Annotated in this window: 20 protein-coding genes; 9 read left to right on the top strand and 11 right to left on the bottom strand. The window is 68.8% G+C overall.

The genetic code is table 11. The features are described 5' to 3' along the window. Positions 1 to 9: 9 nt before the first annotated feature. Positions 10 to 1176 (bottom strand): acyl-CoA dehydrogenase family protein, encoded by a 1167-nt coding sequence (locus tag ABZ909_RS26320; RefSeq protein WP_357004228.1) that lies wholly within the window; start codon positions 1174 to 1176, stop codon positions 10 to 12. A 127-nt stretch (positions 1177 to 1303) separates the two neighbouring features. On the opposite strand from ABZ909_RS26320, the gene ABZ909_RS26315 reads away from it, so the two are divergent. Next, on the top strand, positions 1304 to 2257 hold the full coding sequence (locus tag ABZ909_RS26315) for a patatin family protein (RefSeq protein WP_357004225.1): 954 nt from the start codon (positions 1304 to 1306) through the stop codon (positions 2255 to 2257). Next, entirely contained in the window at positions 2254 to 2838 is a 585-nt protein-coding gene (locus ABZ909_RS26310) for a QsdR family transcriptional regulator (protein WP_357004222.1), read from the top strand. Before ABZ909_RS26315 ends, ABZ909_RS26310 begins: the two co-directional genes overlap by 4 nt. A gap of 91 nt (positions 2839 to 2929) precedes the next feature. On the opposite strand, the gene ABZ909_RS26305 is transcribed toward ABZ909_RS26310, so the two are convergent. Then, complete coding sequence (locus ABZ909_RS26305; RefSeq protein ID WP_357004219.1) at positions 2930 to 4084, bottom strand: nucleotide pyrophosphatase/phosphodiesterase family protein; 1155 nt, start codon at positions 4082 to 4084, stop codon at positions 2930 to 2932. A 37-nt stretch (positions 4085 to 4121) separates the two neighbouring features. Here ABZ909_RS26305 and ABZ909_RS26300 point away from each other — a divergent pair, with 37 nt between their 5' ends. Then, the gene (locus ABZ909_RS26300) at positions 4122 to 4724 is read left to right on the top strand and encodes a GNAT family protein (RefSeq protein ID WP_357004217.1); all 603 of its coding nucleotides are present in this window, start codon (positions 4122 to 4124) and stop codon (positions 4722 to 4724) included. A gap of 319 nt (positions 4725 to 5043) precedes the next feature. Here ABZ909_RS26300 and ABZ909_RS26295 read toward each other — a convergent pair whose 3' ends face one another. Beyond that, the gene (locus ABZ909_RS26295; RefSeq protein ID WP_357004214.1) at positions 5044 to 5337 is read right to left on the bottom strand and encodes a hypothetical protein; all 294 of its coding nucleotides are present in this window, start codon (positions 5335 to 5337) and stop codon (positions 5044 to 5046) included. Between the two features lie 210 nt (positions 5338 to 5547). On the opposite strand from ABZ909_RS26295, the gene ABZ909_RS26290 reads away from it, so the two are divergent. Further along, positions 5548 to 5901, top strand: a complete 354-nt coding sequence (locus ABZ909_RS26290; protein WP_357004211.1) for a YciI family protein — start codon at positions 5548 to 5550, stop codon at positions 5899 to 5901. Continuing rightward, positions 5898 to 7130 (top strand): sigma-70 family RNA polymerase sigma factor, encoded by a 1233-nt coding sequence (locus ABZ909_RS26285; protein ID WP_357004208.1) that lies wholly within the window; start codon positions 5898 to 5900, stop codon positions 7128 to 7130. The genes ABZ909_RS26290 and ABZ909_RS26285 overlap by 4 nt, the downstream gene beginning before the upstream one ends. On the opposite strand, the gene ABZ909_RS26280 is transcribed toward ABZ909_RS26285, so the two are convergent. Next, positions 7099 to 7563, bottom strand: coding sequence for a hypothetical protein (locus ABZ909_RS26280; RefSeq protein WP_357004206.1), 465 nt, complete (start codon positions 7561 to 7563; stop codon positions 7099 to 7101). The two genes, ABZ909_RS26285 and ABZ909_RS26280, sit on opposite strands and share 32 nt — an antisense overlap. Before the next feature lie 590 nt (positions 7564 to 8153). Here ABZ909_RS26280 and ABZ909_RS26275 point away from each other — a divergent pair. From ABZ909_RS26275 to ABZ909_RS26265, 3 genes are all read left to right on the top strand, one after another. Beyond that, a complete protein-coding gene (locus ABZ909_RS26275) occupies positions 8154 to 9284 on the top strand; it encodes a hypothetical protein (RefSeq protein ID WP_357004203.1) in 1131 nt (376 codons plus the stop codon). Then, positions 9269 to 9973 carry a dihydrofolate reductase family protein gene (locus ABZ909_RS26270; RefSeq protein ID WP_357004201.1) on the top strand — a complete coding sequence of 235 codons (705 nt, stop codon included), beginning with the start codon at positions 9269 to 9271 and terminating at the stop codon, positions 9971 to 9973. Before ABZ909_RS26275 ends, ABZ909_RS26270 begins: the two co-directional genes overlap by 16 nt. A 104-nt stretch (positions 9974 to 10077) precedes the next feature. Beyond that, positions 10078 to 11193, top strand: coding sequence for an alpha/beta fold hydrolase (locus tag ABZ909_RS26265; RefSeq protein ID WP_357004199.1), 1116 nt, complete (start codon positions 10078 to 10080; stop codon positions 11191 to 11193). A gap of 240 nt (positions 11194 to 11433) precedes the next feature. Here ABZ909_RS26265 and ABZ909_RS26260 read toward each other — a convergent pair whose 3' ends face one another. Beyond that, entirely contained in the window at positions 11434 to 12882 is a 1449-nt protein-coding gene (locus ABZ909_RS26260; RefSeq protein ID WP_357004197.1) for a DHA2 family efflux MFS transporter permease subunit, read from the bottom strand. Between the two features lie 106 nt (positions 12883 to 12988). On the opposite strand from ABZ909_RS26260, the gene ABZ909_RS26255 reads away from it, so the two are divergent. After that, positions 12989 to 13648, top strand: a complete 660-nt coding sequence (locus ABZ909_RS26255; RefSeq protein WP_357004195.1) for a TetR family transcriptional regulator — start codon at positions 12989 to 12991, stop codon at positions 13646 to 13648. A 79-nt stretch (positions 13649 to 13727) separates the two neighbouring features. On the opposite strand, the gene ABZ909_RS26250 is transcribed toward ABZ909_RS26255, so the two are convergent. The 6 genes from ABZ909_RS26250 to ABZ909_RS26225 form a co-directional block, all read right to left on the bottom strand. Then, positions 13728 to 14099, bottom strand: a complete 372-nt coding sequence (locus ABZ909_RS26250) for a hypothetical protein (RefSeq protein ID WP_357004193.1) — start codon at positions 14097 to 14099, stop codon at positions 13728 to 13730. A 95-nt stretch (positions 14100 to 14194) separates the two neighbouring features. Beyond that, positions 14195 to 14662: a hypothetical protein gene (locus ABZ909_RS26245; RefSeq protein WP_357004191.1), complete on the bottom strand. Its 468-nt coding sequence runs from the start codon at positions 14660 to 14662 to the stop codon at positions 14195 to 14197. Positions 14663 to 14744: 82 nt separating this feature from the next. Then, the gene (locus ABZ909_RS26240; RefSeq protein WP_357004189.1) at positions 14745 to 15056 is read right to left on the bottom strand and encodes a hypothetical protein; all 312 of its coding nucleotides are present in this window, start codon (positions 15054 to 15056) and stop codon (positions 14745 to 14747) included. 251 nt (positions 15057 to 15307) lie between these two features. Next, positions 15308 to 16630: a serine hydrolase gene (locus ABZ909_RS26235; protein WP_357004186.1), complete on the bottom strand. Its 1323-nt coding sequence runs from the start codon at positions 16628 to 16630 to the stop codon at positions 15308 to 15310. A 118-nt stretch (positions 16631 to 16748) separates the two neighbouring features. Continuing rightward, a complete protein-coding gene (locus ABZ909_RS26230) occupies positions 16749 to 18047 on the bottom strand; it encodes a hypothetical protein (protein WP_357004183.1) in 1299 nt (432 codons plus the stop codon). Continuing rightward, positions 18044 to 19540, bottom strand: coding sequence for a tetratricopeptide repeat protein (locus ABZ909_RS26225; RefSeq protein WP_357004180.1), 1497 nt, complete (start codon positions 19538 to 19540; stop codon positions 18044 to 18046). The genes ABZ909_RS26230 and ABZ909_RS26225 overlap by 4 nt, the downstream gene beginning before the upstream one ends. Between the last annotated feature and the right edge of the window lie 8 nt (positions 19541 to 19548).

The following is a 19548-nucleotide window of genomic DNA, read 5'->3' as shown; positions in this document are numbered from 1 at the left end:
GGTGCTGCCTCACAGTCCGAGGATCGTCGAGGCGATGATGCCGCGCTGCACCTCGTTGGATCCTCCGTAGATCGATGTCTTGCGGTAGTTCAGGTAGGTGGCGGTGCTGCGGCGGGCCCAGTCCGGGTCCGACTCGTCTTCGCGCGCAACGGAATCCGGTCCGGCGATGTCCACCAGCAGTTCGGTGACGGCCTGCTGGAGTTCGGTGCCGCGCAGCTTGAGAATCGAGGAGACCGGGTTGGGCTTGCCGTCGGCCGAGCCCGCGGCCACCCGCAGTTGCACCAGTTCCAGTGCCAGCAGCTCGTTTTCGAGCTCGGCGAGGCGGGTCGCGAAGAGCTGATCCTCGAGGAGGGTCTTCTCACCCAGGCGGGTCTGCTTGGCGTGCTCCTTGGCCAGCCACAGCTTCACCTTGGTCTGGCCGACCGCGGCGATGCCGGTGCGCTCGTTGCCGAGCAGGAACTTGGCGTAGGTCCAGCCCTGATTCTCCTCGCCGACAAGCTGATTCGCGGGAACCCGGACGTTCTCCAGGAACACCTCGTTGACCTCGTGGCCGCCGTCGATGAGCTTGATCGGCCGCACGGTCACGCCGGGGGTGTCGAGCGGGAACAGCAGCATGGAGATGCCGGCCTGCTTCTTGGGCGCGTCCGGGTTGGTGCGCGCCAGGCAGAACATCCAGTCGGCGGACTGAGCGGCGGTGGTCCAGGTCTTCTGGCCGTTGATCACGTAGCTGTCGCCGTCGCGGACCGCGACCGTGCGCAGCCCGGCCAGGTCGGAGCCCGCCTCGGGTTCGGAAAAGCCCTGGCACCACCAGATGTCGAGGTTGGCGGTGGCCGGCAGGAAGCGTTCCTTGAGCTCCTGGGCGCCGAAGTGCGCAATGACCGGGCCGATCATATTGGTGTTGAAGGTCAGCGGTTCGGGCACCGAGGCCAGCTGCATCTCGTCGTGCCAGAGGTGGCGCTGGATCGGGGTCCAGTCCTTGCCGCCCCATTCCACCGGCCAGTTCGGGGTGGCCAGCCCGTGCGCGTTGAGAATGCGCTGGGTGGTGACGATGTCGTCCTTGCTGAGTTCCTGCCCGTGCCGCTGCCGGTTGCGAATGTCGGCCGGGATCTCGCTCCGATAGAACGCGCGCAGCTCGTCGCGGAAGGCGAGCTCGTCGTCGGTGAGCGCTAGTTGCATGCGTTGACCTCCAGTTTCATGGCTACCCGCGCCATCGCCGGATATGATACACAGAGACATCAGTGTCTCAAATAGGGTCGTATACTCGAACGCCCGCGCACACCAACGACAGCCAAGGGAGCCATCCGTGCCCGACCACGACCGCACACTCGGCGTCGGCGAGCTCATCGCCCGCCGGCATCGCGAGGGCAGCGCACCCGGGCAGCGCACGGACTCACATCGGCTGGCCCTCGTCATCGAGGGCGGCTCCTCGCGCGGCGCGTACTCGCACGGCATGGCCATGGCCATCGAGGAATTGGGCATCCTGCCCTGTTTCGACGCGGTGTACGGGGCCTCGGCGGGTGCGCTGAACGGCGCCTGGCTGCTGTGCGGTCGCGCGGTGGATTCGCGGCGAGCCTGGAATCCCGAGGTGATCAACCGCGTGATCAATCCGGCCCGGGCCCTGCGCGGCGGCCGCGTGGTCGATACCGAGTACCTGGTGCACACCGTGTACGAGCGCATCGTGCCGATGGATTTCCCTGCGATCCTGGCCAATTCGATCACCTTCCACCCCATCGCCACCGACGCCGACACCGGCGCGGCCGTCGACCTGCATCCGGAGCTGAGTGATGTGGGCTCGGTGCAGGCGGCGCTGCGGGCGTCGACCTGCCTGCCGATCCTGGCCGGGCGGCCGGTGACGATCGGCACGCGCCGGTACGTCGATGCCGGGCTCTCGGAATCCGTGCCGGTGCGAACGGCGCTGACGCAGGGCGCGACCCGCGTCCTGGTGCTGCGTACCCGTCGTGACGACGAAACCATGCGTCCTCCTTCGAGTCTGGAATCCCGGGTGGTGACCCGCTTCCTGTCCCGGCACGCGCCGGGAACGGTCGGGCCGTGGCTCGATCGGGTTGCGCGACACCACAGCGACGAGCGGGACTTCGCTTCCGATCCGGCTGTGCTGCAGATCCGCCCTCCGGCCGGCGCACCCGAGATCGGGCGCGTCGCCCGCGATCCCGGGGTGCTGGAGCAGGCCCTGACACTGGGACGCGCGGCCACCGCCGGCACCCTGTCGCCCTACCTGGCGCCTAAGCTGTCCGCGTGACACGCGCGGAGGGAACGAGGGCGCCGGGCCGGCCCGCCTCGGCCAGCCGGGACGATGTGCTCGAGGCAGCCATCGCCGTGTTCCTCAGCGGAAAACGGGTGGACGTCAATGCCATTGCCGCCCAGCTGGGGGTGGGCCGGGCCAGCATCTACCGGTGGTTCGGATCCCGGGAGGGCCTGCTGGGCGCGGCCGTGGCGCGGCAGCTGGAGAGAGTCGTGGCCCACGCCGATCGTCGCTCTCGTGGGTCGGGTGGTGAGCGGCTCACCGCGGCGCTCAACCGCACCATCGATCTGCTCGTCGCGAACGACGCGCTGCGTTGGTACTTCGACAATGAATCCACCGTGGCGCTGCGCCTGATCACCCGGAGTGACGGGGTCGTGCACCAGTCCGCGGTGGCCCTGGTCGAGCGGTTCATCGAGCGAGCCGAATCCGAGGGCTACCAGCCCCCCATCGAGCGCGACACCTTGGCCTACGCCCTGGTCCGGCTGTGGGAGGCCTTCCTCTACAACGATGCCGTGGCCGGCTTCCGTGGCGATGTGGACCGCCTGCGCAAGGTCCAGACCGCACTACTGCGCACCTGAGTGGGTTCCGAGCCGATGCGACGCACATCCGGTGGGTGAGCGCCCATCTCCCCCGCACCCGCCAACGTGTCCCACCGCACCGCGACCAGGATCAGGGTGTGGTGATGAGAGGGACGAGTTGCTCGGCCGAGGTGCGGGCGCCGTGATGCCCCACGAGGGCGGACTCCAGTGGCTCGAGGGCGGGGCGGACCAGCACCGCGGTGCCCTCGGCGACGGCGATCAGATCGCCGATGCGGGAGGCGATCACCGGTGTGGGCGGGGTCGGGCCGAACCAGTGCTCGTCGAGAGCCTGCTCGCGAGTCACAACCGTTGCGTGCGTGGATAGTTCGGCGGTCCACGCGGAGTGGGCGTCGGCCAGGGCTTCGGGGCGGTCGAGGTAGATGTGGCGGACCCGCGCCTCGCCGCCGATCAGCCGGACATCGCGATGCAGCGCGGGACGCGCGTCCAGATCGATGACGGTGTCGGCGTGGATCATTCCGTGGTCGCCGGTGATCAGCACCGTGCAGGTGGCGGGGAGCTCGGCGAAGAGGCCGGCCAGGCAGGCGTCGATATCGCGGAGAACGGCCAGCCATTCCGGCGATTCGGGTCCGTACAGGTGTCCGTTGGCATCGAGATCGGGGAAATAAGCGTAGGCGAAGCGCGAGTTCACGCCGGAATGCGTTGCGACAGCGAGGATTCCGGTGCGCACCTCATCGAGGGTGGTGGCCGCGTGCAAGGTGCCCGGCGCGCGGAAGGCGGCCCGGGTCAGACCGGAGGTGCGCTGGTAGGCGGGGATCACGTAGTGCAGCTCGACACCGTGGGCGGCGAGGTCCTCCAGACGGCTGGTGTGCGGCTGCACCGACTCCGGTGGATACGCCTCGCGGGCATCCTCGCCGGTCGCGCCGTCGAGATTCCAGCGCAGCGCATTCAGCAGGCGGAGACGGTCGCCGGCGGGCAGGGCGAAGCTGTAGCCGATGATGCCGTGTGTCGCGCAGGGCGCGCCGAGGGCGAGGCTGGCGAGACTGGTCGCGGTGGTGGCGGGGAAGCCCGCGGTGAGCGTGGTGCGGACGTGCGCGGCCAGGGTGGGCGCGCTGTCGCGGTGGCGGGCGAGGAGTTCCGCGCCGAGGCCGTCGATCAGCAGCACCACCACATCCCGGTTGGGTGCGAGGGCCAGCGGATTGCGCTGGTCAAGCCCGAAGGACGCGGCGACGGACGGCAGGACGTCGGCGAGCGTGGCCGGCGACGTCCCCCAGGGTGAACTGGCCATTCGCCGACTCTATTGATCTCGGCGCGATAATTCACCGGTGTTCGAATCCGCCGACTTTTCGATCAAGCCCACCCTGACCGGCGCGAAAATTCTCCTGCGGCCGTTCATCCCCGAGGACCTCGACGCCATCCTCGCGGCCTTGCGCGATCCCGACGTACGCAGGCTCACCGGCAGCGTCCACGAGGAGACCACGGAGTCCGTGCCGGAGGATCCGGCCGAGCACGTGCGCTTGCGCGACTGGTATGCCACGCGCGAAACCCAGCCGGACCGCCTCGATTTGGCCATCGTCGACATCGCGACCGGCCGCTGTGTCGGAGAGGCCGTCCTCAACCAGTGGGATCCCGGCAATGGCAGCTGCAACTTCCGCATCCTGATGGGCCCGGATGGCCAGGGCCGCGGACTGGGCACGGAGGCGACGCGGCTGATCGTCGGCTACGGGTTCGAGAAGCTCGGCCTGCACCGAATCTCCCTGGAGGTCTACGCCTTCAACCCACGCGCCCGCCGCGCCTACGAGAAGGCCGGCTTCCGACCCGAGGGCGTCCTGCGCGAATCCCTGCGCTACGGCGACGAGTGGATCGACGCGACCGTCATGTCCATCCTCGCCCGCGAATGGGCCGAGCACCGAGGCCATCCCGCGTAATCCTGCCCACATACGCGAAAACCGCCTCCGGGGAGGCGGTTTCGTGCGTTGTGGGGCGAATCAGGCCAGGCCCCACGCCTTCAGGATGTAGGTGATGTTGGCGGCGATCTCCGGCCGCAGCGTGAAACCGAGGGCGGGCTCGAAGATCACCGACTTTCACTTCGGCCGTGGGGATTTCGACCTCCTGCCCGGCCCGGATCACCACCGCCGGCGGCGGCGCCAGATCCAGCAGCGTGCGAATCGCGGGATAATTGGCAGCGGTCCGGCGCAGGCGAGCCGGGCACCGGGCCCGGCGGGTGCGGGCCCGGCACTCGGGGCGTCAGGACATGGGGACGGGTTCGCCGACCTCCACGCGGCCGCCATAGGTCAGGCCCGGGCAGCCGGAGGCGAGTTTCACCGCCGCGTCGAGGTCGTCGGCCTCGACGGCGACGTAGCCGGAGAGCCGGTCGGGGGCGGCGGGGTTGTCGCCCAGCATGACGGCCTGGCCCACGCGATTACCGAAATCGGTGACGCGCTCGCCGAGCTCGGCGAACCAGTCGACCCACAGTTGCTCCTGCTCGGGCGTAGGCGTGCGGGTGGGATCGTTGCGGAAGGCGAGGATGTAAGTGGACATTGTCGTTTCTCCTATCGGGTGGACGGCCCGGTCGGCCGACTCGTGAATCCGTCGCGCGGCTCCGGCCGGAAATCGACAATCTGGTCGAGAATCTTTTTCGCGACTGTGTCGATTTCGCCGCCATCCCGAACGACGTGCTGAGTGACAACGACGTCGGCAGTGACACGGCAATGGAGCCGTGCGATCCACCCCAGCGAAGGGAGCAGTGACATGCCCGAGTACCTGCTGCTGATCCACCAGGACGAGCAAACCTGGCTCGCCGCCGATCCGGCCGTGCGGCAGCGCACCCTGAACGAGCACGTCGAGTTCATGGCCGCGCACGCGGATCGGCTGCGCGGCGGTAACCGCCTGCGCCCCACCTCGACCGCGACCACGGTCCGGCACGACGAGCACGGCCGCACGGTCATCACCGACGGTGTGTTCGCCGAGACCAAAGAGGTCCTGGGCGGCTACTACCTGATCGAGGCCGCCGATCTGGACGAGGCCATCCGGATCGCCGCGGACGTGCCGTCGCCGTTCGGTTGCGTCGAGGTCCGGCCGATCCACCCGCACGACGAGCCGTGACCACGCCGGAGGTGGCCGCCGCGGTCGCCGACGCGCACCGGCGCGAGTGGGGCTTCGTGCTGGCGGCGACCGTGCGGGTGACCCGCGATATCGATCTCGCCGAAGAGGCTGTGCAGGAGGCGTTCACGCAGGCCCTGCAGGCCTGGCCGGAGTCGGGGATCCCGGATCGTCCCGGCGCCTGGCTGACCACGGTGGCCCGGCGGCGCGCCCTGGACGCCCTGCGCCGCGACATCGCGTTCGAGCGCTCGATTCCACTGCTGGTGGAGGATCCGGTTCCCGACCCGGCCGCCCCGGACTCGGTGGCCGACGATCGGCTGCGGCTCATCTTCATCTGCTGCCACCCGGCCCTGTCGATGGAGGCGCGGGTGGCGCTGACCCTGCGCCTGCTGTGCGGTCTGTCCACTCCGGAGATCGCGCACGCCTTCCTGGTCGCGGAACCGACCATGGCGGCACGCATCACGCGGGCCAAGAAGAAGATCGCCGAGGCGCACATCCCCTACCGCCTCCCGTCCGACGAGGAACTGCCCGACCGCGTCGACGCGGTGCTGACCGTGCTGCACCTGCTGTTCACCACCGGCCACACCGCCCCGGCCGGCGCCGAGCTGGTCCGCCCCGAGCTGGTGGAACGCGCCCTGGACCTGGCCCGCATGCTGCGCCTGCTGCTGCCCAACGATCCCGATGTGGCGGGTCTGTACGCGCTGCTGCTGCTGACCGACGCCCGCCGCGGCACCCGCACCGACGAGAACGGACGCTTCCTGCCGCTGGCCGAGCAGGACCGCGCCCACTGGGACCGCCGAGCCATCTCCGAGGGAATAGCCTTGGTGCGCAGGTCATTACGCGGACGTACGCCGGGCCGCTTCCCGCTCATGGCGGCCATTGCCGCCGTTCACGCCGAGTCCCCCGCCTTCGACGCCACCGACTGGCACGAGATCGCCGGTCTCTACGAGCATCTCATCGCCGTCTGGCCCTCCCCCGTCGTCGCCCTCAATCGCGCCGTCGCCCTCGGCCACGCCCATGGCCCGCAGCGCGGCCTGGACGAACTCGACCGCCTGGCCACCGAACCCCAGCTCACCAGCTACCACTACCTGCCCGCCGCCCGCGCCGAATTCCTCACCCGCCTAGGCAGACTCGACGAGGCCCGGCTCGCCTACCAGGAGGCCCTGCTACTCGCCGAGAACACGGTCGAAGCGGACTTTCTCACCTCCCGCCTGCACGACCTCGACCGCTGAATCGGATTGTCGGCGGGCCGGTTGGGCACTCGCCGTCGATGATCGGCAGCCCGTCATCGCCAATCGGTATCACGCCGCTTTCGGTGTGGTGAAATCCGAGGGGTCCGCCTTCGCGACCTGGATTCTTCTGCCGAGTGTGGGTACTTCCGGGCGATACCGTGATCACGGTCGCCACATCGAGAACCTCGGCGGGGATAACGTGGTCGTCGAAGTGTGCGGTGCTCGGCACGATGACGGCGTCCACGCCGAGGCGCCTGATCGCCACGCGCAGGCGGTGCGCCCGATTCTCGGTGCAGTCGCTGAACACGATTGTTCGCCTCAAGTCATAGCCAGTTCTCCTGGCAGCACGACGAATTCGCAACTCATCCTGCGGCTGACTCAGGCCGGATACGTCGCTACGCAAGAACCCAACGGCGGACGGCAGCAGGCTCATCGGTCACCACCCCCGGCTCAGGGGGATGTGCGTATACGGGGGCTCTGCGGCCAACCGTGTCTGAATGTCGCTGACAGTCAACCGTTTCGGCTGGTCATGGCGGCCAGAGCCGGGCAGTGCGATTCTCGCGGCGATGAGCAGCACTAGCGCGGCGAGCGTTATTGCAACGATGATCTCCATGTCGGGTGTTCTCCATGTCCCTGGAATGGCGTTGGAGGGCACCCGACGCCGAGTTCAGATGGTCGTCCCGGCGTCGCGTGCATCTTCAACGTTGCCGCCCAGACATCCCTGATTGAAGTGACCGAGCAGGTACCCCGCGGGTACTCTTCGGTGCATCGACCATGCACAGGGGAACCCCGATGAGCATTTGCGCGCGGTGGACCGGCATCGAAGTAAACGCATTCCGCAAGGCGCTCCGTATGACGCAGGAGCCCTTCGCGGAGCACGTCGGCGTCTCCTACGACTCGGTCAAGAAATGGGATCGCCGACTCGGCGACATCACCTTGAGTCCCGCCTACGCCGCTCGGATGGACAACAAGCTCGCGGCCGCGGATCCCGCTGTCGTCGAACGGTTCCGGGCCATCCTGAACATGCCGACGGTCGTCGAGGGCCGGCCGCTCGAACCGCTCGACGATGTTGCCGGCGCGCAATTCGACGATGACGACTGTGTAGTCGTCTCGGCCCGAGCGCTCACCGGCGAAATGGTGCTCGTCGCGGTGCCGCGACGGACCGTCGTGCTCGGAATTGGAACAGGCACGATCGGGGCAGCCGTTGCAGGCGTGACGAAAGGTCCGGTCGGTAGCACGCTCGCGGCTCTGTTCGCTGATACCTCGATCGATCACGTCCGCCACTTCGACAAGTTGCGGATGTCGCTGATCGAATCCGACAATCTGTACGGCTCGGCTCAGACCCTTCCACATGTGCTGAGCGCTCTCGATCTGCTCGGCCGTCTGAAGCGGGGGAAAGTCGGCGATCCGCGCGGGATCCTCCGAATGCAGGCCATGTTCGCCGAAACTGCGGCCTGGCAGTACCAAGACCAACGTGACTTCATCCAGGCCGACAACTGGGCGGCGAAGGCGCTGCGGTGGTCTCATCAGCTGGCCGACGACTACTACATCGGCCTCTCGTTGGTCCGCATGAGCCAGCTCGCCTGCGACCAGGGCGACGCGACCGAGGCCGCGGAACTGGCCACCGCCGCTCGACGCAGCGCGCCACCGGATTCCCTATTTTCCGCAGCAGCATTGACCTTTCGCGCGCACGGCCAGGCGCTCGACGGCGACCCGCTCGGCAGCGCCCGGGCTTACGACGACGCACGCAAAATCGTCGAAGTCGCACCCGATGATCCGAAGTGGGGCATGTTCCTCGACCACTCGTACGTGGATGCCCATCAGGCTTATACCAGCGCGGAGACCGGCGACTATTCCCGTGCGACAACGCAGTTCGCAGCGGCCATCGCGCACATGCAACCCGATTACCAGCGCGACAAGGGCGTCTATCTCGCCCGGGTGGCCGTGGCCCACATGGCGGCCGGCGAGATCGAGCCTGCGGCAGCTGCTGGGGGCCGCGCCCTCGAAATCGGTATCGGCACAAGGTCGGCCCGCATCTTGCACAAGGTCCGCGAGCTCTCAGGCATGATCGACTCGGTCAGCACACAGACCGGTGTCGCCGAATTCCGAGACGCCGTCACCGCCTGGAAGGACGCGAGTTGCCTCGACCACTAGTGGTGCTCTCCGTCGCCGTGAGCCTCGACGGCTACATCGACGATACGATCCCGGCGCGGCTCTATCTGTCCAATGACAAGGATTTCGACGGCGTCGACGCGCTGCGCGCCGACTGCGACGCGATCCTCATAGGAGCGGAGACCGTGCGCCGAGACAATCCGCGACTCTGGCTACGGAGCGAGGAACGCCGCGCTGCGCGCGTCGCCGCGGGCAAACCCCCGAACCTGGTCAAGGTCACTGTGACGCGCTCGGGCGACATCGACCCGGACGCGAGGATGTTCCACCACCACATCGAGGCGGGAAAGCCACTGGTGTACACCACCGTTGAAGGTGCCGAGAAGATGGGTGACCGTCTCGAAGCCGTCGCGGAGGTCACCGCTATCACTGATCAGGATTTCTGGGGCGCACTGCTCGACGACCTCGGCCGCCGCGGCATCGAGCGACTGATCGTCGAGGGCGGCACCCACATTCACACCGCGTTCCTTTCGGCGGGCCTGGCCGACGAGCTGCGATATGCCGTCGCGCCGCTGCTGATCGGACAGGCCGATGCACCTCGGTTCGTCCAGCCCGCCCAATTCCCGGGCGGGTCGCGCAGGCGACTGGAATTCCTCGATGCGACAGTGCTCGACGATGTTGTGGTTCTGCGATACCGACCGAAACGCACCAGCACGATCTCGCCGGGTCAGTAGGCGCTCGGCGGCGCGCGAGCGCGGACGTCCTCACCTCCCGCCTGCACGACCTCGACCGCTGAATCGGATTGCCGTGATGCGTGCGGACAGTTAGATTGCCGCTCATGGGGATCCGCGGGGCAGTGGCACTGGGGGCGATCGCGCTGGTCGTGGGAACAGGCGGCGTGGCCGCGGCGGAGCCCACGGTCGAACGCGAGTCCTTCACCTTCCAGTTCGGAGATTTCACCGGCTCGGGTGAGCTCGACTATCCGGCGGGCGCGCGCAATGCGCCTGTGGTGGTGCTGATTCCGGGCTCGGGCCCCGAGGATCTCAACGCCGATCAGGCGTCCGGCTCCCACATCTTCCTCGATATCGCCGACAACCTGACCAGCCGCGGATACGCCGTCATGCGCTACAACAAGCGTTACGTGCACGGCCCCGGCGACGTCGACAATGCCGACTACTGGACCAAACTCGACCTGAACGGCATGCGCGACGACGCCGATCAGGTCCTGCGTGCCGCCGAACAGGATTCACACGTCGACCCGCACCGCGTCTTCGTCTACGGCTGGAGCGAGGGCAGCACCGTCGCGGCCGCCCTGGCGACGACCCATCCGGAATTGGCCGGAACCATCTTCCAGGGCCCGGTGGCACTCCCCTGGCGCGTGACCTTCGGCTATCAGGGCGAGCAGGTCTACGCGCCGTACCTCTCACGGTTCGCGGTGGACGGCCTGCTCGGACCCGACGAACTCGCCCGCGCCTTCCACGGCGATGGCGGCCTCATGGCCAAGCTCGCGCTCCGGTTCGCCTGTGTGAATGCCGATGCCGGAGACTTCACCGTCCGCCCGACCTGGGATCTGAACCGAGACGGCAAGCTGGACGTGAACCTCGAGTTCCGCCCCGTCTACCAGTTCTACCTGGAGTCCGCCATGCGCCCCGGCGGCATCTACGACATCTACGACCCGGCCCGCGCCCTCCCCAGCGTGATCGAACAGGCCCCGAAACTGACTGCGCCCGTGCTCATCCTGCAGGGTGCGCAAGACGCCAACGTCCCGCCTGCGGGTTCGTCCAGCCTCGACGCCGCCCTGGCCGCCGCCGGCAACCGCGACCACACCCTCCATCTCTTCCCCGGCCTCGGCCACTCCCTCGGCCCCACCCCCGACGTCCTCCACGACGACTTCCAGCCCATCGACCAGTCGGCCTTGGACGCCCTGGCGCATTGGCTGGACGCCCACCGGTGACCGGCCTTGCACACCAGCCGAACTAGCTGTGCCGGAAGTGTTTTCCCGCCCCCTCGACGCACAGCCATCCGCAGGCGCGCGGCGTCGAGGTGAACGACGTGGTGGATGGTCGTCAGGGGCGGGTGTCCCGGCTCGCGGCGATCTGGCCGCCGGACTCGCGCACCGGAAGATACGCGGCCGCGAGCACTGGCTGTCCCTCGAACCCGAGGGCCTCGCCCACGTCCAGCAGTGGGTCGCCGATCAGCTTGCCGCAGCGTTGGACTCCGGGCGCTGACGCGATCGGCGCTCGAGCACTGCCAGCAGGCCGGTGGGCAGAACGGCGAGGGCGGAGCCTGCGAGCACCCAGCTGAAGGTGACTGCGAAGGCGTCTCCTCGGCCGGGCTGCCCGATGCCTCCCGGCAGGTGCTGTTGCAGGATCATCACGAAGGCGGCGGTGCCGATCGAGCCGCCGACACGCTGCATGACGGTGAGTTGTGGTGTGGCGTCGATGATCTGGGACGGAGTGAGATGCCGCATGGCCGCCGTCATGGCGGGCATGGCGGCCAGGCCGATGCCAAGGCCGCGCACGATCATGGCGAGGCAGAGCAGCCAATAGGGGGTGTCGTCGGTGAGCAGCATGAACGGTACGGTGGCGACGCAGCAGACGAGGGCGCCAAGCAGGCAGGTGAGGGCGCCGATGCGCTCGTAGAGGCGCGCGGACAGGCCCATGGCGATGGCCGCGCCGACGCCCTGCGGTGCCATCAGCAGGCCGGTGTGGGCGGCGTCCTGATGGCGGATCAGCTGAAAGTACAAGGGCAGCAGCACCATTGCGCCGAACGTCACCGCACCGATGACGAGGGTCGAGACAGTCCCCGCGGCGAAGTAGCGGTCCCGCCACAGGCGCAGGTCCAGAACCGGATTCCGGACCCGCAGCGAATGCGCGACGAATACCGCGACCAGAATCGCGCCGCCACAAAGTGTTACGAGCACCTTCGGATCGGTCAGGCCACGCGATGCCGCCTCGGACAGTCCATAGGTGATTCCGGCCATGCCCGCCGAGACCAGGATCAGGCCGAGCACATCCAGCGCCCCGGCCGACTCGGCGCGCTCATCCGACGGCAGCAGGCGCGCGGCCAGCACCAGCCCGATCGCGCCGATCGGTGCGTTGATCAGGAAAATCCATTGCCAGCCCGCGTATTCCAGCAGTAGACCGCCGATCGTCGGTCCGATCACCGGGGTCAGCACCATCGGAATGCCCGCCGCCGCCATGGCTTTCGCCATCCCGTCCCGACCTGCCGCAGTGACCAGGATCATCTGCCCGACCGGGATCATGACCCCGGCCCCCAGCCCCTGGGCCACCCGGGCTGCGATCAGCATGCCGACACTCCCCGCGGCGGCACAGGCCACCGAGGCGAGCGTGAACAGCAGCAGCGCGGCGAGATAGAGCCGTTTGGCCCCGACGCGCCGTGCGGCCCAACCGGTCACGGGCAGCACGGCCGCCTGTACCAGCAGGTAGACGGTGACGACCCACTGAATCGCGTCGAGCGTGCCGCCCAGATCGGCGGCCAGCGATTTCAGGGACACATTGACGACGGTCGCGTCGAGGAAGGCGAGTATCGCGCCGACCAGCACGACCACGATGGCCCGGCGCGCCTGCGGAGTGAGGGCGGGCCGGTCCACGACCGCGCCCGGCATATTCGAGATAGTCACGCGTTGAAGTGTCATCCGTTTGGATAAAAGTGTCAACCACATGGATGACATACGGATGTATGACACAGTTGGATGACACAGTCATCCACCGCATTACGATGGCCGCATGGCAACCGCGCCCGACCCCGACACGGACCCTGTCCCGCCTACCGCGGGCCGCCGGCCCCGGCGCGCGCCCAGCGCCGCCGATCGCCGCCGCGACGCCGAACGCTCCCGCCAGGCCCTGCTGGACGCGGCCCTGGACGAGTTCGCCGCCAAGGGTTTCGACGGCGCACGGGTGCAGGAGATCGCCGATCGCGCCGGCGTCAACAAACAGCTGATCGCCTACTACTTCGGCGGCAAAGAGGGCCTGTACCAAGAGATTCAGCGCGGCTGGCCCGCAGCGGAGGCCGAGCGCGCGGATCCGGAACTCCCGCTCGACGAAGTCGCCGCGCGCTATCTGTCCGCGGTGCTCGCCGATCCCCGTCCGGCCCGCCTCCTGGTGTGGCGTGGCCTCACCGGAAGTGGTTCTACCACAGACTATTTGGACGGTTCCGCGACCGTCGACACCGATCTGGCCAACCTGACCCTGGCCCAGGAACGCGGCGAGATCTCGCCCGAGCTCGACCCCGCCTTCATCAGAATGGCCCTGATGGGCATGATCCTGGCACCCGTCATGCTTCCCGAGACAGCCCTGCAGGCGACCGGAAAGCAGCCCGGCTCACCGGAATTCGAAGAGTATTACGGCGCGCAGCTGCGCAGATTGATCCAGTTGATCGGCCGGTGAGGTTGCGGAATTCACCGTGCGAGCAGCGGTTCGGGGCGATCTCACCGAAGGTGAGACAGGATTTCCACTGCGGCGGGGATTATCTGCAGACGGTGGAATACGGGGTGCACACCGTCCAGCCGGTGCCGTCGGGGCGGGCCGCGGGCATCCAGGTGTGGTCCGAACCGCCGGTGCTGAGCCGGTTGGCGGTAGCCGGGTCGGGGGCGGCGGGCTGTGGGGCAGGGTCGACGTATTCGTACTGGTAGGAGTAGCCGTATGGGTCGGTCGAGTAGGTGATGACGGTGTGGTGGGATGTGCCGGGGGTGGTGGATCCGGCCCCGGAGCCGCCCGAGATCGTTGCGCCCGGCGGTTCGGCCGCGGCGATGCCGGCGACGGTGGCGAACAGCGCTCCGGCCGCGACCAGGCAGGTCAGCGGTTTCCGGACGGCGATCAGGGCGTTGTTGGTGTGCATTGAATGAACCTCCTCGTTCGCCCTAGATACGACGCCGGGTTACGTGGTGGTTCGGTAGGTGATCGAACAGTGAAGGCCTACAGCGGATTACGAGATCAGAAGCCGGGTCCGGGCGACAGCGGCAAGCGGCGCTCGCGGGGGATCAGCAAAAGCAGCAGCGACAGCACCAGCCCGCCGCCGACCAGATACAACCCCCAGGTCCCACTGAGCAGATGCCGATAGTCGGTACGCAGCTCGTGATCGAAGCGCTGGTCGAGGCGCCAGGCCAGCACGCCGAGCCCGGCCAGGCCGACGAGGACGCCGATCCAGCCCAGGATCCGCGATCCGACCAGCGCGGCCACCAGCACCACGGCCGCCACCCCGAGCAGCCCGATGGCCAGGGAGGTCGTGAAAGACCCTGACTGCGCCCCGATCTGGTCCAGCGACCGGCCCGGGGCAAAGCCATTCCGCAGGTCGGTGAACTGGACATTCCGCGCGTCGACCGTGCCGACCAGCGGACCGAAAACCCCGACCGCCACCGCGATAGCGGCGGCGAACAGCAGCAGATGAACGAAAGTGCGCATACTCCACGGTATTGCGCTTCCGGTCCCCCGGCACGCCCTCGAACCTTACGGTCCGAAACACGCCGGGAGACCGGCGGATGAATCAGGCGCGGCGGTCCACCGCGGCCCACGCGGCCACCGCGACCACACCGGACACGACCGCGACCGACGGCCAGGCGCCGATCTTCTTGGCGAGCGGGTGCGAGGCCCCCATCGCGCCGATGGCGAGCCCGGTCAGCGCGGCCGCACCACCGGTGCCGACCGTCTTGCGCCAGCGCGGGAAGGCGGCCGCCGTGCCCGCCGCGAAAACCGCGCCACCGAGCTGACGCTTCTTGGTGGCCTGAGCGAGGGCGAAGCCACCGGTGAGCCCTCCGGCCACCAGCAGCGAGGTCGGTACCGCGGGAATCCCTGCCATTGTCACTACCTCCGAACACATAAGCGAACGAACTATCCCCTCGACGGTAACCGGAGCCGATTCCGCCGTTTTCCCGGGGGCCACGATCCGCCCGGTCAGCCGCGGTCCGGATCGGTCAGCAGCGAGCGGTTCAGCCGCGGGGGATTCGTGGGATGTGTTGCGGGCGGAGCGAGTCATACGGTGAGGACCTGACGGAACACGGTCCGGGGCGGCCTGCTGCGCCAACTGCGGTCAGCCGCAGTAGCGTTCGGTCAGCGGATGCCGGGGGTCGCCGGGTCGGTTCCCACGCAGCCGAGGACGAAGCAGCCCGGCGGCCAGTCGCCGAACGGCGGATACAGCGGCTTGCCGAGGCATTCCAGCGGGCCACAGCCCGGGTAGGCCATCGGGCCGAGGCCCAGAGCGGACAGCGTGGCGTCCGGGTTCAGGAACATCGGGTCGGTGAGGCTGGTGTCCGGCCGGGGTTCGTACGGGCCCGGGTCGGCGAGGCTCGGGGTGCGGAAGGCGCTGGTGAGCCCGCGCAGCGCGTCGTGCGGAAAGCTCACCGCACCACCGGGAACCGTGACGCCGGTCCAGCTGACCAGCAGGCCCAGGCTGGGAACGATGAAGTTGTCCTGGCGCAGCATCCCGGCCATCTGGAGGGCGTCCTTGGGCAGGCCGGGGAACAGGTCCTCGCAATCCGGACCGTTGACGGTGATCAGGAAGCCGTAGCACGGGTTGACGTCGTTCGGCGTCGTGGCCTGGGTCAGGTAGCCGGCGGAGATCAGCTGGCGGCCATGCCAGTTTCCGCGATTCACCAGCAGCAGGCCCAGCTTGGCGTAGTCGTCGGGCGGTAGCACCAGGTGGGCGTGGCCGTAGGTGTTGCCGCTGCGGTCGCGTGCCCACAGGTAGTCGGACTTCTGGATGCCCAACGGGTCGAAGAGGTTTCGCTGCGCGTACGCCTGGAAGTCCTCGCCCACGGCCCGCTGGATGACATAGACCAGCAGGTCCACGGCCCGCTGACTGTACTGCCAGGTCTCGCCCTGCGGATGCTCGATGGGCATGGCCAGCGCCTGCGCCACCACGTTCGGGTCGAGCCGGGCCAGCCCGGTGACGCCCTCGGAGGCGATGGCGACCTCCATGCCGGAGGTCTCGGTCAGCAGGCTGCGCACGGTGATCGCGCGATGTTCGGCGTCACCGAGCCCGGCGGGCAGGTAGACGCCGATCGGATCGTCCACGCGCAGTTTGTGTTCGTCCACCGCGATCCCGGCGACCAGGGACACCACGCTCTTGGTGCCGCTCCACAGATTCCAGGCAACGCCGCCCGCGCGTTGATTGTTGGGCCCACCGCCGATCAGGCAGTTGTTGCGGAAGACCTGAACGGTGAATCGGGTCGGATCGGAGGCGAAGGTCACCGCCTGCCGCAGTGCGGCCGAATCCAGTCCCACCTCTTCGGGTGTCGCGGTCTCGGGCTGCCGGCCCGCGCTGACCTCGCAGTGCCGCAGGCCATCCGGCTCGGCGCGGCCGACCGGCCCGGCGATCAATGCCAGGGCGGCCGCCAGCGCCGCCACCACGATGCCTGTCACGATTCGCGCCATTCGCCCTCCGCTCCCGATCGGTCGTGAAGCTTCATCGGAGAGCCCTTGGGGCCGTTATCTTTTCGTGAGCCGCGACTTTCTGGGGCGATAGTTCTGGGGGCTCAGCCGTTCCGGTGACTCAGCGGGCGTCGACCGTGGCGAAGGCGGCCCAGATCAGCGGGGAATGCTGGATCTCGCCGGTGCTGCGCCAGGCAGCCAAATGCGCACGCTGCCACGCGTTGAGAGCGGCGACGGGATCGGGCGATTCGTGGGCGGCGTCGATGGCGCACACCGCTTCCTGGAAGGGGCGCGCGGTGGTGGGCGTGCCCGCGAAGCGATGGAACGCGAGATCGGTGGGCAATGGCCAACGTCCGGCCGTCACCACATCCGCGCCGCCGGTGAGCATGGCCGCGACCAGGCCGAGGGGCTCGGCGAAGCGGAGGTCGCCGCCGCTCTCACAGGCGATCAGGGCAACCCGGCTCGGCATCGGCCAGATCTCGGGCCCGGTGCGAGGCACGGCCTCGCCGTGCCCATTGCCCGAATAGTCGTGGCCCGCACCGTCCGTGAGTGCGTGCGTGCCGAGCAGCAGGTCGCGGGCCGAGAGGGGGCGGTGGTCACGGTAGGCCGGTGCGCAGCCCGGACTGGCGGCGGTACAGGACAGGTGCAGGGTGGCCGATTCGCTGCGGCCGGATTCGGGGGCCGCGGCGGTGACGTGACCGACGTACAGCAGGCGGGCCGCGCCCGCGTGCAGGGTGCGGCTCAGCCAGGCCCGGTCCAGATCGGTGCGGCGGAACGCCGCGAGGGGATCGCCGACGGCCGGGCTCAACCGATCGGCGGCGGCGTGTGTGGCGACCAGGGCGGCGAGCGGCGCGTCCGCATCCATCCGGCCGAGCACCGACCCCAGCGCGGAGTCGGCGCGAAAGCCCGGCACCCGCGGATCCAGGATGGCGACCACCGGCAGCGTCCGGGTCTCGTCCCACGACCGTGTCACCCGGGCGGGCGCGTGCACGATGCCGCTGGGCGCGAGCACGCTCACGTCGGCGATCTCCACCAGCCGCACGTCCGGATCGGGGGCGATGAGCTCCCACGGCAGCTGCGCGGTGCGCGGCGAGGGCTGGATGCGGATGCGCGGCCGGATGCCCTGCGAATGGAGCTCGTGCAGCCGCACCGCCAGGTTGTAGATCAGGAAGGTCGACGAGAGGTATTGGGCCAGCGCGTTTTCCGCGGGATAGGAGGCTAGTTCACCGGTGGTGAGCGCGGATTCGAGACCACCGGCCACGCCGGGCGCGGGCAGGGCCGCCGCGAACCGGGCCACGGCCGCCTCGACCTGGTCCTCCGGCACCACGCCGACGCCGCCGGGCGCGCTCCCGTCGGTCCAGCGCCAGGTCAGGTAGAGGTCGCCCGCATCGGCCATGCGGACGCAGACGGTGGGTGTCATGCGGGTATCACCCGCTCGGCGCGGACACGACGGCCGTACCGCTGCTCGGCGGCATCCAGCCAGGCGGACAGGGCGATATGGCCGTCCGGCGGAACGGAGACCCGCGGCGGCGGGCTGACGGGCAGGCCCGCGCCGGCCGCCACCGCCGCCAGCGCGGTGCCGAGTTGCAGTGCGTCGTGAACGGCGGCCGACTCGGACGGCGGTTCGAAGGGCTGGAACAGATCGAGCGGCGCGGGCGGTGCCTCGGACAGCCTATCGATATCCACAATGGATCCTGCACACTGATTTTCGATGAGATCGGCTACCAGCCGGGCGTCACCGGCCAGATACGAGTAGCGGAAGGCGAGGCGCAATGCTGGATTCACGATGCGACGGTTCCAAGTGTCACGCTGGGCGCCGTCGGGGAGCTCGTAACGGACGGCATCCAGCGCCAGCGCTGCCGGAACCGCGAGATCCACTGCCCGCGCGAGCAATCCGGGCACCTGGGCGACGAGCGGCTCCAGCAGCCCCGCATGCCAGTAGTCGAGCTGCGCGCAGTGCAGACCCAGACCGCGCACCGAGTAGGTTGCACGAGCGGCGGCCAGTTCGGATTCGCCCTCCTCGAACCGCCCGGCTGTGAATGCCATGGCGGCCAGGCGGAGTCGCACATCCGCGGCGTCGATGACCGCACGGGATTCCTCGAATCGGTGCAATGCCTCACGATACCGGGCCTGGGCCACCTCCGGCCGGCCCCGGTGCTCGGCGATGAATCCCATGACCTTCAGCCCGATTCCGGCGCGATGCGCCGCACCGGCAGCCTCGAAGTGTTCCTGGGCAGCGGCGAGCAGCGGTTCGGCATCATCGAGAGATCCGGTGCGCAGGTACATCGACGCCAGGTTCTGCCGCGTCTCGGCCACCCCCGCGCTGTCGTTCACCGCCTCGAAGGCCGCCAGCGCCTGACCGGCGAAATCCTGTGCCAGCTCCCAACGCCCGGTCTCGAAGTGGGCGGCGGCCAGATTCATGAGCGAGTGCCCGACCCGCTCCGGCCCGAAACGCCGTGCCGCCTCCAGGGATTCACCCGCCAGATCGAGGACCCGCCACCAGTGCTGCCGATGCGCGGCTACCGCCGTGGACGACACCAGGCACGCCAGGCGCAGGTCCCCCGGTGCATCCGCGCGGCCCAGCGCCGCCCGAGCCCGCTCGAGGGCTTCCTGCGCCCCATCCAGATCCCCGAGGTTCTGCAAGGCCTGCGACAGCCCGATCAGCGCACCCGGATACATCCGCGGCGCGTCGGAAGACATCTCCCCCAACGCTTCTCGAAACCGCTCCACCGCCGTCGCATGATTCCCCAGCCGATCGATCACCACCGCCAGGTCCACCAGCGCACACAGCCGCAGATCTCCGGTTTCCGTCTCCACGGCCCGCTCGAAGATCCGCAGCGCCTCCCACAACTCGTCGCGGGCGACCGCCTCGGCCCCCGCCCGCAGCAATGGACTCTCCGCTGTGTCGACCACCGACTCCT

This window comes from Nocardia sp. NPDC046763 (assembly GCF_040645495.1).
Taxonomy (GTDB): Bacteria; Actinomycetota; Actinomycetes; order Mycobacteriales; family Mycobacteriaceae; genus Nocardia.
The sequence above is the reverse complement of the archived record's forward strand: the minus strand, read 5'-3'. Positions and strand labels throughout refer to the sequence as shown.

Excerpts from the sequence above, each read along its gene's own strand:
- ABZ909_RS26320 (WP_357004228.1), bottom strand. The coding sequence starts at position 1,176 with ATGCAACTAGCGCTCACCGACGACGAGCTCGCCTTCCGCGACGAGCTG.
- ABZ909_RS26305 (WP_357004219.1), bottom strand. The coding sequence starts at position 4,084 with ATGGCCAGTTCACCCTGGGGGACGTCGCCGGCCACGCTCGCCGACGTC.
- ABZ909_RS26295 (WP_357004214.1), bottom strand. The coding sequence starts at position 5,337 with ATGTCCACTTACATCCTCGCCTTCCGCAACGATCCCACCCGCACGCCT.
- ABZ909_RS26290 (WP_357004211.1), top strand. The coding sequence starts at position 5,548 with ATGCCCGAGTACCTGCTGCTGATCCACCAGGACGAGCAAACCTGGCTC.
- ABZ909_RS26280 (WP_357004206.1), bottom strand. The coding sequence starts at position 7,563 with ATGAGCCTGCTGCCGTCCGCCGTTGGGTTCTTGCGTAGCGACGTATCC.
- ABZ909_RS26275 (WP_357004203.1), top strand. The coding sequence starts at position 8,154 with ATGCCGACGGTCGTCGAGGGCCGGCCGCTCGAACCGCTCGACGATGTT.
- ABZ909_RS26265 (WP_357004199.1), top strand. The coding sequence starts at position 10,078 with ATGGGGATCCGCGGGGCAGTGGCACTGGGGGCGATCGCGCTGGTCGTG.
- ABZ909_RS26255 (WP_357004195.1), top strand. The coding sequence starts at position 12,989 with ATGGCAACCGCGCCCGACCCCGACACGGACCCTGTCCCGCCTACCGCG.
- ABZ909_RS26250 (WP_357004193.1), bottom strand. The coding sequence starts at position 14,099 with ATGCACACCAACAACGCCCTGATCGCCGTCCGGAAACCGCTGACCTGC.
- ABZ909_RS26245 (WP_357004191.1), bottom strand. The coding sequence starts at position 14,662 with ATGCGCACTTTCGTTCATCTGCTGCTGTTCGCCGCCGCTATCGCGGTG.
- ABZ909_RS26240 (WP_357004189.1), bottom strand. The coding sequence starts at position 15,056 with ATGGCAGGGATTCCCGCGGTACCGACCTCGCTGCTGGTGGCCGGAGGG.
- ABZ909_RS26235 (WP_357004186.1), bottom strand. The coding sequence starts at position 16,630 with ATGGCGCGAATCGTGACAGGCATCGTGGTGGCGGCGCTGGCGGCCGCC.
- ABZ909_RS26230 (WP_357004183.1), bottom strand. The coding sequence starts at position 18,047 with ATGACACCCACCGTCTGCGTCCGCATGGCCGATGCGGGCGACCTCTAC.